Genomic DNA, 12,047 nt, shown 5'->3' with positions numbered 1-12,047 from the left:
GCTGCAATGACATATGTGAAATGGACTTTCTGGACGTTGGTGACGGTGATCGTCGCCGCCTTCCTGCACTATACGTTGCCGCAGCATGATGTGGTGCGGGTGGTGAACACCTATCAGGAGCGGCAGGATCTGGGCGACTGGACGCGGATCTTCTGGTCGAGCCCGGAGGACCAGTCGGGCAATCTGACCAATCGCGACGTGCAGTTCATCTCGGCGGTGACCGCCGATGGTCAGCCGGTTGTTTACCGCAACGAGGATACCGGCTGGGGCTGGCCGCCCTATTTCAAGTTTGACACGGCCAACCTGTTGACCGAGGCGGAGGATATGAAATCAAACGCCGAGAACCCGAAATGGGCGGTGATCACCCATTACGGCTGGCGCAGCGAGATCTTGTCGATCTTCCCCAATGCGGTGGCGATCCGCGCCGTCGAGAGCAAGGATGTGACCGTGATCCCGTGGTTCAACATCGTGTTCCTGACGCTCTTCATCATGTTCGTGCTGACGGTGCGCGCGCTCTGGATCCAGTTCCGCCGCCGGTCGATTGACCCGGTGCTCGAAGACGTGGCGGATGTGATCGAAGATGTGACGGACAAGGCCGAGGAATATGGTGGCCGTGCCCGTGACAAGTTTGATGATCTGACCAAGCGCTGATCCGGGGGGGGCAGAGCCCCGGACAGCCGGATTGCATCGCGACAAAAGGAAAGCCGCGCCCGTTGGGACGCGGCTTTCTTATGCGCCGTAGCGGGCCCAGATCGTTTTGATCTGCACCGCCTGTTCGAGCGTTTCGGAGAGCGGTTGTGCGCTCCAGTCGCGCTCGGTCGGGCACCAGAGCGCCTTGAGGTTGCCGGTGCTTTCGCGTGTGACGCCCGCGGCGCCCGCGGCGGTTCCGGCATACCAGAGGGCGTCAACCCCATCGTGGCGCGCGAGGGTGCCGGCCAAGTCATCCCGCGGGCCGGAGATCAGGGTGAGTGCCCCGGCGGGCAGACCGGCGCCATGGACAAGGCCGGCCAAATCGGCAAGCGGCGGCGCGGGGAGCGCGACGACACTGTTGCCCATCGCGAGCGCGGGCAGCACCAGCGCGGCAAAGCCGAGGACCGGCTGCGCTGTCGGGCAGGCGATGCCGATCACGCCCAAAGGCGCTTGCTGTGTCAGGGTGAGCGTTTTGGCCTGTGCTGCGATCCTTTCGCCCGTGGCACGGTCGGCGAGGGCGGCAACGCGGAAGGCAAGCGCAACCGCTTGCGTGGCGTGTTCCGGGTCATGGCCCGCGGCAGAGAGCTTGGCCGCGAGCGCGTCGGCGCGTGAAGCGAGCGCTTCGGCAAGCGCATAAAGCGTCTCGGCGCGGGAAGTGGCACTCTTCTTGCCCCAGCCGCTCGCCTTGAGGGCTGCGCTCACCGCCGTGTCGACCGCCGCGGCCTGCGATGCGCCACCGCCAGAGGCGGCGGGCTCGGCACAGCCGGGCACCGGCGAGGGTTGCAGGAAGCTTTTGAGGCCCGCGGCTCCGCCCATCCGCGCGGCGCCACTTTCGCGCATTCCGCCTGCGGGGGCTGCCGCATCGGCACGGGGCGGGGTGTTGATCCCGACGACCCCGGCGATGACCTCTTGCGCGATCTCCTGCGCGAGGGTGGTGTTTTCGGTCCAGATCGTGGCCGCCAAACCGGTGCGGAAACTGTTGGCAAGTTCAAGCGCTTCGGCAGGGGTGCGGAAGCTTGTGAGCGTTGCCACGGGGCCGGGGATCTCGGCGCTGTAGGAGGGGTTGGCGGGCTCTGTGCCCAAAAGCAGCACCGGCGGGCAGAATGCGCCGGCGGCCGGCAGCGCCATCTCGGGCTGCACCAGCGATGCGCCCGCGGCGCGCGCTTCGCTCACCCGCGCCTGCACCTGATCACGCCGCCCCGGATGCAAGAGCGCGCCGAGATCCGTGCCGCCGTCAAGCGGGTCGCCAAGGGTCAGCCGCTCCATGCGCTCGACCAGTTTTTCGGTGAAGCAATCGAGCGCCGCCTCTGCCACGAGAAGGCGCCCGCCCACGGGGGCAAAGGCTCCGGTGCGGCACCAGACAGTCTCCACCACCCCTTCGACAGCGGCGTCAAGATCGGCATCGGCAAAGACGATATGGGTCGACTTGCCATGCAGCGCGAGGCTCAGCGCCTTGCCCGACCCCGCCATGGCGAGGCGCAGGCCGCGCGCAGTCTCGGCGCGGCCCACGAAGGTGAGGGCGTCAATATCGGCCTGGGCAAGGGCTGCGCCTGTCGCGCCGTCACCGGTGATCACATTGACCACGCCCGGCGGCAGGCCCGCCTCGGTGCACAGCGCGGCAAGGGCGAGCGCGCAGAGCGGGCTGTGCTCGGAGGGTTTGACCACCACGGTTGCACCGGCCGCGAGCGCCAGAGCAAGATGGCCGGTGAGCATTGGCAAGGGCAGGTCGCCCGGCAACACAAGGCCCACACACCCAAAGGGCGCCCGGCCCAGAAAGTCGGTCGTGCGCGTTTCGGCACGCCCGGCGGCGTGGGCAAAATCCCGGATCGCACGCGGAAGATCGGTCTCGATCACATCGGCAAAGGGCGTGCCGGTATCAAGCGCGGTGAGGAGCGCAAAGAAGCGCTGCCGTTTGCGCAAGGTCCGGGCGAGCGCCATCAAGGCCGTGGCCCGCGCATGATCGGGAAGCGCCGCCCAGCCGGGGGCTGCGGCGCGCGCCGCGGCGGTGGCGGCGGCCACGTCGCGCGCGCCCGCTTGCGAGACTTCGGCGAGCACCGCCCCGGTGGCCGGGTTCAGGCTCGCAAAGCCCGGGCCTGCCGCGGTGAAGGCGCCGTTGATGAAATGGCCAAACGGGCTGTGGAGGCCAAGCCAGGAGAGGGCCTCTTCGGGCGCCTCGGGGGCGGGGCCATAGTCCATTGTGTCGAGGATGTCGGTCACGGAAGGCATCTTTTCCTCAGGCAAGCGCGTGGCGGTGGCTGGCGGCATGGCGGCCGGTGACATGGGTCTCGAGCGCCATTTCGATTGCGCCGAGCATCGAGGAGGCGCCAAGGCGGAACAGCGTGGGCGTGAGCCAGTCGCGCCCCACCTCTTCCTTCATCAGGATCTGCCAGGCCAGCGCATCGGCGGCTGTTTTCATCCCGCCCGCAGGTTTGAAGCCGATCCGCACGCCGGTGCGCGCGCCATAATCGCGCAAGGCCCGCACCATGGTGAGCGACACCGGCAGCGTTGCATTCACCGTTTCCTTGCCGGTCGAGGTCTTGATGAAATCGGCCCCCGCCTGCATCGCCACCATCGAGGCCTTGTAGACATTGGAAAGCGTTTGCAGATCGCCGGTGGCAAGGATCGCCTTCAGATGCGCGCTGCCGCAAGCCTCACGCATCGCCGCGATCTCGTCGTAGAGCGCGGCCCAGTCGGCGCGCAGCACATGGGCGCGGGTGATCACAATGTCGATCTCTGCCGCGCCCTCGCCAACGGCATAGCGGATTTCCTCTAACCTTAAAGGTAGCGGCATTAATCCCGATGGGAATCCGGTTGCTACGGAAGCGACGGGAACGCCTGACCCATCGAGCGCACGCACAGCCGAACGAACCATGGTAGGGTAAACACAGACGGCGGCGGTGGTCAGCCGGTCGAGCCCGAGGGCTTCCAGCACCGGTTCGGCCAGCGGGCGGCGGGCCTTGGCGCAGAGCCTTGTGACCCGCGCCGGAGTGTCGTCTCCCGCAAGCGTGGTCAGATCCATGCAGCGGATCGCGTTGACGAGCCAGGCGGCGCGCCATGCCCCTTTGAGTGGACGGCGCGCCCCGAGGCGGGCGGCACGCGTTTCGGTGGCGGGCGTGTTGACGGCAATGTCCTCGAACCAAGCGGGGGTGAGGGCAGTGCCGGAGTTGCGAGTATGGGGATTGGTCATTTCGGGCCCGTGGCTGGTTGCGCACAGGCTAGCCTGTGCAACGCCGGGCTTCAACGGGGGCACGGCCCGCAATGAGCTCTTGATGCCGCGCGCTGCGGCATCGAAACTGGGGAAAACTGCACCGAGGCCATTGCAGATTGGCCGGAATTGCGATTGGTGGACGGATCGAGGTGACGATGACCGTGATGTCTTTGCGAATCGAGGAGAGGGTGGCCTATGCCATCGAGCGTCTGATGCGCAGCGATGACGCATGGCGCAGCCTTGTGCGCGAGATGGTCGACCGCTGGCCCGATGAGCCGCCGCTTGAACTGGGCTTTGCGCTTGTCTCTGCCGCGTCTGCGATTGAAAGCTCCTTCACCAAGACCAGCCCGGTGCGTGATGCGGCGATGCAGGGCTATCGGCTCGCGGCGCTGATCTCGATGGATGTCTATGCCATGCAATTGCTTGACATGAAGTGCGAGAAGGCGCGCGATCTGATCGCCTATTGGGACGTGGACCCGTTCTTCGCGCGGCTCTGAGCCGCCCGGCCCCGCCGTGCCGGGGCCAATCTGCCCTATTTTTCTCAAGTTTGAAGCGAAGATCGGGCGCCGGAGCGCCCGGTAACACCACACTTTAACCCCAATGTTGTTCTCTGCTCGCGGGTGTCGGGATGCAGGTGGATGAAAGCCACGCCCCGACGTGGGAACGAAGGGGTAAACGACATGAAAAAGCAGGCCATTCGCCTGTGGGGCCGGTTATGCCGGTCGTCGCGCTCGGGGCTGCGCGGCATCGCGCTCATGGGGATGATCGGCTTTCCGACGGGGGCGACAGAGGCGCAGGATATCATCCTTGCCACCGCCCGCCCGGCGCTGGTGATCAAATCCGATATTGGTGGCTATCTCGCCGCGCGACGTCAGGAAATCGAGCGGCTGCGGGCATCGGGCCAGCGGGTCGAACTGCGGGGCACCTGCATTTCGGCCTGCACGATGTATCTGGGCTTGCCCAATGCCTGCGTTGCGCCGCGGGCGGTGTTCGGCTTTCACGGGCCGAGCCGGAGCGGCGATCCGGTCGCGCCCGAGAAGTTTGAATACTGGTCGCGAGAGATGGCGCGCAGTTACCGCGAGCCGCTGAAAACCTGGTACATGACGACCGGGCGCTACATGATCCGGGGCTATTTCGAGATTTCGGGCGCGCAGCTCATCTCCATGGGCTATCGCGCGTGCTGAGAGGGCCTTGCAGATGAAAAGGCCCCGCAGCTGCGGGGCCTTTTGCACTGCTGGAACCGGTGCCGCTTGGGCGGCGGGTCAGGCGTTGGCGGCGCGGATCTGGTCGGCGCGGCCCTTGTCATAAGCGATGCCCTTGTCGTCAAAGAGCTTGTCGAGCTCGCCCGAGAGCGTCATCTCGGTGACGATATCGCAGCCCCCCACAAACTCCCCCTTCACATAAAGCTGCGGGATCGTCGGCCAGTCGGAGAAATCCTTGATGCCCTGACGCACCTCTGCATCGGCGAGCACGTTCACGTCCTTGTAGGTGACGCCAAGGTAGTTGAGCACCCCCGCCACGCGGCTCGAAAACCCGCATTGCGGCATCTCGCGAGTGCCCTTCATGTAAAGAACGATATCGTTGGTTTCGATGTCTTCCTTGATCTTGTCGATCGCGCTCATGGTGATGTCCTTCTGGTCAGGCGGGGAGGGGCGGGTCATTCCGCCTTGGTGGTCAGCGCGAGCGCATGCAGCGGCGCATCCGGCCCGTCCATCGCCCCCTTGAGCGCGGCGAAAACGGCGCGTTGCTGCTGCACCCGGTTCATGCCCTTGAAGGAGGCGTCGATCACCTCGGCCCCCCAGTGATTTCCGTCACCGGCGAGATCGGTGATGGTGATCTTCGCATCGGGGAAGCCCGCACGGATCAGGGCTTCGATGTCAGTGGCTTCCATCGGCATGGGGCACTCCTTGTTGCTGCTTCAATTTAGGGGGCGGGGCCGGGTGCGGCAAGAGGGATGCGCGGGCGCAAGAGGGCGGGCCGTGCCAAGTGGCGCGCCCGCCGTGGCCGCGCGGAGGTTCAGCGCAGCGCCGGGGTGAGCCAGCGCACCGGCGAGGCGGTGGCGAGTTCGAGCAGGTCTTCGGCGTAGCTGTCTGCAAAAAGGGCCAGCTCGTCCGGCGTCCAGGGGGCAAAGCGCGGATTGTCCGGCCCGATCGGCGCGGCGCGGCGGGCGCGGCGCAACACCATCTTGTGATCGCGCCCCGGGTCTTCGGCCATGCGCGCATGCACGATCTCGGCGGCGCGCTGGCTGAGCCCGGGGCGGGGCTCCAGCTCATAAGGGGTTACGGTGGCGCCAAAGCCCTTGAGCCCGGTGGCCCAGTCGATGATCTGCGGCAGCACCGCCGGATAATCCTCATAGGTCCAGATCGTCAGATCATCCGTCGCTTGCAGCATCCGGTTGGTCAGCCACAGCCAGCGCGGCAGATCGGGCGGAATCCCCGCAACATAGCTTCGAAACGGCTGCCAGGGGGCAATCAGCAGATGCTCGCTCCAGCACGAGGGCAGAAAGCGGGCGGGGTCCCGGATCGCCAGTCCCACCCGCACCTCGGCGCCATTGAAACAGGCCAGCGCCTCGCGCAGGCGCCGGGTCGCGAACGGATAAATGAGCCCGCCATCGCCCAGAAGCAAGTTGCGGGTGGTCACGCCGAGCGTGTTCTCTTCCATCACCACGACATGGCGCGCGCCGGGGCAAAGCTGGGAGAGTGCCGCGCGGGCAAGGGCCACGACTTCGGGCAGCGAGCGGTTTTCCGGCTGCATCGCGGGGCGCAGGAACTCCCGCACCTCGCGCGGGCCAACCACGCCCACGCCCTCTTCGGCGAGCCGCTCGCGCACCGAAAGCAGCGTTGTTTGCAGATGCGTCGAGGCGGTTTTATGCGCCCCGACGAGAAGCGCAATCGAAGGGAGATGGGCCATCCGCCCGCCTCAGCCGGCCACCGCCGCGGCGAATGCGGTGCGATAGAGGCTGGACAGATCGGCCATCGGGGCGCGGTCGGTGCCGAAAATCACCTCGGCCCCGCCAAACACGCCAACGCGTTCAACGGGCACCCCGGCGGCGGCGGCGGCGGCTTCGAGCGCTTGCGCCCCGGCCTCGTCGCAGGCCACGAGATAGCGCGCCTGATCTTCCCCGAAGAGTTGGTCAATCGCGGCTTCATCCAGCTGGATGCCAAGCCCCGCGGCTTCGGCCATTTCGAAGGCGGCAAGCGCGAGCCCGCCATCGGCGAGATCGCTCGCGCCATGCACGCACCGGCCCTGGGCGCGCAGGAACTCACCGTGCTTGCGCTCGGCGGCAAGATCGACCGCAGGCGCGTCGCCCGCCTCGATGCCAAAGGCCTCGGCGGCCAGCGCCGACTGGCCAAGATGCCCCGCGGTGGTGCCGATCAGGAGCGCGATGTCGCCATCCGCAGGCAGGCCGCCGATCAGTTCGTCGAGCGATGTCAAAAGCCCCACCGCGCCGATGGTCGGGGTGGGCAGGATGCCGGAGCCGTCGGTCTCGTTGTAAAGCGAGACGTTGCCCGACACGATCGGGAAGTCGAGCGCCCGGCAAGCCTCGGAGATGCCCTGAATGGCGCCAACGAACTGGCCCATGATCTCGGGTTTTTCGGGGTTGCCGAAGTTCATGTTGTCGGTGGTGGCCAGCGGCAGCGCGCCGACGGCGCAAAGATTGCGGTACGCCTCGGCCACCGCCTGCTTGCCGCCCTCGACCGGGTTCGCCTTCACGTAGCGCGGCGTTACATCGGAGGTGAAGGCCACGGCCTTATTGGTGCCGTGGATGCGCACCACACCCGCGCCAAGGCCGGGGCGGCGCACGGTATCGGCCATCACCTGCGTGTCATATTGTTCGAACACCCAGTTTTTCGCCGCATAGTTGGGCGAGCCGATCAGCGCCTTGAGCGCCGCGATGGGGGTGATTTCGGGCAGGGCCTCAAGCGGCGCGGCGGCGGGCGTCGGCACCCAGGGACGGTCATATTCGGGCGCGGCGGACGAGAGCTTGGAGAGCGGGATATCCGCCTTCACCTCATTGCCGTGCAGAATGAGGAAGCGATCCTCGGCGATGGTCTCGCCAACGATGGCGAAATCGAGATCCCATTTCTCGAAGATCGCGCGGGCTTCCGCCTCTTTCTCGGGTTTGAGCACCATGAGCATCCGCTCCTGGCTCTCGGAGAGCATCATCTCATAGGCGGTCATGCGCGCCTCGCGCTGCGGCACCGCATCGAGATTGAGCTTGATCCCAAGCCCGCCCTTGTCGCCCATCTCGACGGCAGAGCAGGTCAGCCCCGCGGCGCCCATGTCCTGAATCGAAATGACGGAATCGGTCTGCATCAGCTCCATGCAGGCTTCCATCAGGCATTTTTCCACGAAGGGGTCGCCGACTTGCACGGTCGGGCGTTTCTCTTCGATCGTGTCGTCGAACTCCGCCGAGGCCATGGTGGCGCCGCCGACGCCATCGCGCCCGGTCTTGGCGCCAAGGTAAACCACCGGCATGCCGACGCCCGAGGCGGCGCAGTAGAAGATGTTGTCGGTCTGCGCGAGGCCCGCGGCAAAGGCGTTCACAAGGCAGTTGCCGTTATAAGAGGGGTGGAAGCGCACTTCGCCGCCGACGTTGGGCACGCCAAAACAGTTGCCGTAACCGCCCACGCCCTCGACCACGCCTTTCACCAGATGCGGGGTTTTGGGGTGGCTCGGCACGCCAAAGGAAAGGCTGTCCATCGCCGCAATCGGGCGCGCGCCCATGGTGAAGACATCGCGCAGGATGCCGCCCACGCCGGTCGCCGCGCCCTGATGCGGCTCGATGTAGCTCGGGTGGTTGTGGCTCTCCATCTTGAAGATGATCGCCTGCCCGTCGCCAATGTCGACCACACCCGCGTTCTCGCCCGGCCCGCAGATCACTTGCGGCCCGGTGGTGTGCAGCGTGCGCAGCCATTTTTTCGAGGATTTGTAGGAGCAATGCTCGTTCCACATCGCCGAGAAGATGCCAAGCTCGGTAAAGCTCGGCGCGCGACCGAGGATTTCCAGAAGGCGCTCGTATTCATCCGGCTTGAGCCCGTGGGCGGCAATCAGGTCGGGGGTGATTTGCGGCTCGGTCATCGGCTCCTCCGGCATCGGCTCGTTGCGTTTCCCTTAGTGCATGTGGGCCTGCGGGGAAAGGGGCGCGATACGAAAAGGCCAGCGATCTGGGCGCGGCGGCGAGATCGGCGCATTTGGCGGGGGCGGGAGCCTTGCCGGATAAAAAAAGGGCCGAGACAAGCTCGGCCTTAGTCCAACAGGGAGGTAGAAGGTGATCAGAGTTTCCTCAGGTGACCGCCTTCGAAGCCTGATTTATGGGCAGAATGAAAACCGTTCAAGGGGAAACGCGCCGCAACTGCAGCATGGCCGCCATGCGCATGCGGCATGGCTTTGGCTGCAATGCTCCCGGGATGCGATGGGGGGCGGCGCTGTCGCCTCAGTCCAGCGCCGCCTCGCCGGTCTGGGCGCGGCGGTAGGCGAGGATCTCTTCCTGAACGAAGTCGCGAAACGCGTTGACCCGGCGCGAGGAGCGCAACTCTTCCGGGTAGGCAAGGAAGACCGGAACCTCGACCGATTCGATTTCCGGCAGCACGCGCTCCAGAAGCGGGAAATCGGCGGTCAGGTAATCGGGCAGAACGCCAACGCCAACATGGTTCAGCACGCCCTGCAACACGCCGAAGTAGTTGTTCACCATCAGCGTTGAATGCACGCCCTGCGCCATCACGCTTTGGGTGAGCTGCGCGCCCGCCTGCACCTGCGGCGTGGCCGGGTTCTGGCAGATCAGCCGATGCGTGCCCATGTCGGCCAGCCGTTCGGGGCGGCCCGCGCGGGCGAGGTATTCGGGCGTTGCATAAAGCCGCATGCGGATGTTGAGCAGCCGTTTGCGGATCAGGTCGGCCTGCGCGGGCTCCTTCATGCGGATCGCCACATCGGCCTCACGCATTGGCAGGTCGAGCACCCGCTCCTCAAGCAGAAGGTCGATTTTCAGCTCCGGGTAGCGCTCGTAAAGCTTCACCAACCGCGGCGCGAGCCACATCGTGCCAAAGCCGACAGTGGTGGTGACGCGCAATTCGCCAAACACCTCTTCTTCGCTGTCGCGAATCCGCGCGGCGGCGGAATCGAGCTTTTTCGCCATTGTCGAGGTGGCGTCGAACAGAAGCTCGCCCTGCTCCGTCAGGATCAGGCCGCGGGCATGGCGGTGGAAGAGCGTCGTGCCGAGGGATTCTTCCAGCGCGCGGATCTGTCGGCTCACGGCGGATTGCGACAGGTGCAATGCGTCTCCGGCATGGGTCAGTGAGCCGGCATCGGCCACCGCATGAAAGATTCGCAATTTGTCCCAGTCCATTCCGTTCACGTCGGCACCCGTTCATAGCAGTCTTGCGTTCGCTGCATACCTAAACCCTCTGGTCTTAACAAATGACTTTCACTCAAATTCTCTGTTAGCGCCCAAACTTTTTTCTGGCCGCGGCGGATCTGCACCGTCTGAGGCAGCGCTGTCGCGTTCGTGCACGCAAAAGGCGTTTATTTCCGTGGGCTAGAGGCTTAGAACCGAAGAGAGGGCCGCTTGAACGGCGGCGAGAGGGAGGCAGGGATGGCGGTTGGAGTGTTCGACAGTGGGCTCGGCGGGCTGACCGTGCATCGTGCGGTCTCGCACCGGCTGCCCGATGTGGCCTTTGTCTATTATGGCGACAATGCCCATGCGCCCTACGGGGTGCGCGACGCAGATGACATTTTCAACCTGACCTGCAAGGGAGTCGAGCGGCTGTGGGAGGAGGGCTGCGATCTGGTGATCCTTGCCTGCAACACCGCTTCGGCCGCCGCGCTCAAGCGCATGCAGGAGCATTGGATCCCGAAAGACAAGCGCGTGCTTGGGGTGTTTGTGCCGATGATCGAAGCGTTGACCGAGCGCAAATGGGGGGACAACTCGCCCCCGCGCGAAGTGGCGGTCAAGCATGTGGCGCTGTTTGCCACGCCCGCGACGGTGGCGAGCCGCGCGTTTCAGCGCGAGTTGGCGTATCGCGCGATTGGCGTTGATGTGGAGGCGCAGCCCTGCGGCGGTGTGGTGGATGCGATCGAGGCGGGGGATGAAATTCTCGCCGAGGCGCTGGTGAAAAGCCATGTCGAGGCGCTGAAGCGGCGCATGCCCCACCCCGAGGCGGCGATCCTTGGCTGCACGCATTATCCGCTGATGCAAGACGCCTTTCAGGAAGCGCTCGGGCCTCAGGTGAAAGTTTACAGCCAGGCCAATCTCGTGGCCGAGAGCCTGAGCGACTATCTTGCCCGGCGGCCCGCCTTTCTGGGCACGGGCACGGTTTCCAAATACCTGACCACGGGCGATCCGGCCTCGGTTTCGGTGCATGCAACGCAGTTCTTGCGTCAGCCGATCCGTTTTGAGGCCGCTTGATCGAAGCGGTTCGGCCCCGGCGTGCCGCGGCTGACGAGAAACACCAGTATCAGGATCGTGTAGGCCAGCGCGAGCACGGCGAGCGCGACGGTGACGACGCCGAGGATCGCGCTTTCGCTTCCATGCGGGGTGAGCGAGGCCGCGATGAAGCCGACCACGAGCGACACCGGGATCAACGACAGATAAAAGGCGCCGATCCACCAGCCCGAGTGGTTCGTGTCATGCAACCGGCGCACCGCAGCCGAGAGGCTGGGCAGGAAGGTTGCCAAGGAGAAGAGCCCGCTGATCACCTGACCGTCGCGGCCCATGCCGCCCTCCAGAAGCGAGGTGAGCAGGGTGCCCAGCAGGATGAAAAGCTGAAAGAACCAGTATTCCGACCGGCTCGCGCGGCCCCGGAAGGTGGCATATTTCTGAAAACAGACCTGCACCGCCTCCAAAAAGCTGCGTGCCGGCGCGCTGTGATGGGGCGGGGCGCCGTGAAGGGGCGGGGCGGCGTTGCCCAGAGGCGGCGGGCCCGCGAGCGGCTCGGGGCTCAGGGGTTTGGCAAAGGGGAAGTGCTGATCGGCGCGCTCCCATTCGCCCATGCCCTCCGACCAGACCAGCGTTTCCGCCCGCACGCGGCCCGCGCGGATCAGATCGCCCATCATCGGCGCATCGACCGGCCCCTCGGATTTGCCCTGCCAGGCATAATGCCACGCCTTCGCCATTGCCGTCCTCATGCAAAGTTTGCTTGCGTGAGAAGTT

Annotated in this window: 12 protein-coding genes; 4 read left to right on the top strand and 8 right to left on the bottom strand. The window is 65.7% G+C overall.

All coding sequences use genetic code 11. The features are described from left to right. The first annotated feature begins 6 nt into the window (after positions 1 to 6). A complete protein-coding gene (locus ACFSM0_RS09845; RefSeq protein ID WP_377389840.1) occupies positions 7 to 651 on the top strand; it encodes a DUF1523 family protein in 645 nt (214 codons plus the stop codon). Positions 652 to 729: 78 nt separating this feature from the next. Here the strand turns inward: ACFSM0_RS09845 and ACFSM0_RS09840 are convergent, their stop codons facing one another. Further along, positions 730 to 2,916 carry an aldehyde dehydrogenase family protein gene (locus tag ACFSM0_RS09840; protein ID WP_377389838.1) on the bottom strand — a complete coding sequence of 729 codons (2,187 nt, stop codon included), beginning with the start codon at positions 2,914 to 2,916 and terminating at the stop codon, positions 730 to 732. A 7-nt stretch (positions 2,917 to 2,923) separates the two neighbouring features. Further along, positions 2,924 to 3,877, bottom strand: a complete 954-nt coding sequence (gene deoC, locus ACFSM0_RS09835) for a deoxyribose-phosphate aldolase (RefSeq protein WP_377389836.1) — start codon at positions 3,875 to 3,877, stop codon at positions 2,924 to 2,926. A 176-nt stretch (positions 3,878 to 4,053) separates the two neighbouring features. Between deoC and ACFSM0_RS09830 the strand changes: the two genes are divergently transcribed. Continuing rightward, entirely contained in the window at positions 4,054 to 4,395 is a 342-nt protein-coding gene (locus ACFSM0_RS09830) for a hypothetical protein (RefSeq protein ID WP_377389834.1), read from the top strand. A gap of 183 nt (positions 4,396 to 4,578) precedes the next feature. Further along, positions 4,579 to 5,082, top strand: coding sequence for a hypothetical protein (locus ACFSM0_RS09825; protein WP_377389832.1), 504 nt, complete (start codon positions 4,579 to 4,581; stop codon positions 5,080 to 5,082). 78 nt (positions 5,083 to 5,160) lie between these two features. Here ACFSM0_RS09825 and grxD read toward each other — a convergent pair whose 3' ends face one another. From grxD to ACFSM0_RS09800, 5 genes are all read right to left on the bottom strand, one after another. Beyond that, positions 5,161 to 5,520 (bottom strand): Grx4 family monothiol glutaredoxin, encoded by a 360-nt coding sequence (grxD, locus tag ACFSM0_RS09820; protein WP_377389830.1) that lies wholly within the window; start codon positions 5,518 to 5,520, stop codon positions 5,161 to 5,163. 35 nt (positions 5,521 to 5,555) lie between these two features. Beyond that, the gene (locus ACFSM0_RS09815; protein ID WP_377389828.1) at positions 5,556 to 5,795 is read right to left on the bottom strand and encodes a BolA/IbaG family iron-sulfur metabolism protein; all 240 of its coding nucleotides are present in this window, start codon (positions 5,793 to 5,795) and stop codon (positions 5,556 to 5,558) included. A gap of 119 nt (positions 5,796 to 5,914) precedes the next feature. Further along, positions 5,915 to 6,808, bottom strand: a complete 894-nt coding sequence (locus ACFSM0_RS09810) for a hypothetical protein (RefSeq protein WP_377389826.1) — start codon at positions 6,806 to 6,808, stop codon at positions 5,915 to 5,917. Positions 6,809 to 6,817: 9 nt separating this feature from the next. Beyond that, entirely contained in the window at positions 6,818 to 8,980 is a 2,163-nt protein-coding gene (purL, locus tag ACFSM0_RS09805; protein ID WP_377389824.1) for a phosphoribosylformylglycinamidine synthase subunit PurL, read from the bottom strand. A gap of 355 nt (positions 8,981 to 9,335) precedes the next feature. Beyond that, entirely contained in the window at positions 9,336 to 10,244 is a 909-nt protein-coding gene (locus ACFSM0_RS09800) for a LysR family transcriptional regulator (RefSeq protein ID WP_377389822.1), read from the bottom strand. Positions 10,245 to 10,490: 246 nt separating this feature from the next. Here ACFSM0_RS09800 and ACFSM0_RS09795 point away from each other — a divergent pair, with 246 nt between their 5' ends. Further along, the gene (locus ACFSM0_RS09795) at positions 10,491 to 11,303 is read left to right on the top strand and encodes a glutamate racemase (protein WP_377389820.1); all 813 of its coding nucleotides are present in this window, start codon (positions 10,491 to 10,493) and stop codon (positions 11,301 to 11,303) included. Here the strand turns inward: ACFSM0_RS09795 and ACFSM0_RS09790 are convergent. Beyond that, complete coding sequence (locus ACFSM0_RS09790; RefSeq protein ID WP_377389818.1) at positions 11,276 to 12,010, bottom strand: DUF805 domain-containing protein; 735 nt, start codon at positions 12,008 to 12,010, stop codon at positions 11,276 to 11,278. The two genes, ACFSM0_RS09795 and ACFSM0_RS09790, sit on opposite strands and share 28 nt — an antisense overlap. Positions 12,011 to 12,047: the final 37 nt, after the last annotated feature.

Origin of the sequence: Rhodobacter lacus, from assembly GCF_042683065.1 — a bacterium.
Taxonomy (GTDB): Bacteria; Pseudomonadota; Alphaproteobacteria; order Rhodobacterales; family Rhodobacteraceae; genus Rhodobacter; species Rhodobacter lacus.
This window is presented reverse-complemented; position numbering and strand designations above follow the sequence as displayed.

Coding starts and splice junctions, on each gene's coding strand:
- ACFSM0_RS09845 (WP_377389840.1), top strand. CDS start 7: ATGACATATGTGAAATGGACTTTCTGGACGTTGGTGACGGTGATCGTC.
- ACFSM0_RS09840 (WP_377389838.1), bottom strand. CDS start 2,916: ATGCCTTCCGTGACCGACATCCTCGACACAATGGACTATGGCCCCGCC.
- deoC (WP_377389836.1), bottom strand. CDS start 3,877: ATGACCAATCCCCATACTCGCAACTCCGGCACTGCCCTCACCCCCGCT.
- ACFSM0_RS09830 (WP_377389834.1), top strand. CDS start 4,054: ATGACCGTGATGTCTTTGCGAATCGAGGAGAGGGTGGCCTATGCCATC.
- ACFSM0_RS09825 (WP_377389832.1), top strand. CDS start 4,579: ATGAAAAAGCAGGCCATTCGCCTGTGGGGCCGGTTATGCCGGTCGTCG.
- grxD (WP_377389830.1), bottom strand. CDS start 5,520: ATGAGCGCGATCGACAAGATCAAGGAAGACATCGAAACCAACGATATC.
- ACFSM0_RS09815 (WP_377389828.1), bottom strand. CDS start 5,795: ATGCCGATGGAAGCCACTGACATCGAAGCCCTGATCCGTGCGGGCTTC.
- ACFSM0_RS09810 (WP_377389826.1), bottom strand. CDS start 6,808: ATGGCCCATCTCCCTTCGATTGCGCTTCTCGTCGGGGCGCATAAAACC.
- purL (WP_377389824.1), bottom strand. CDS start 8,980: ATGACCGAGCCGCAAATCACCCCCGACCTGATTGCCGCCCACGGGCTC.
- ACFSM0_RS09800 (WP_377389822.1), bottom strand. CDS start 10,244: ATGGACTGGGACAAATTGCGAATCTTTCATGCGGTGGCCGATGCCGGC.
- ACFSM0_RS09795 (WP_377389820.1), top strand. CDS start 10,491: ATGGCGGTTGGAGTGTTCGACAGTGGGCTCGGCGGGCTGACCGTGCAT.
- ACFSM0_RS09790 (WP_377389818.1), bottom strand. CDS start 12,010: ATGGCGAAGGCGTGGCATTATGCCTGGCAGGGCAAATCCGAGGGGCCG.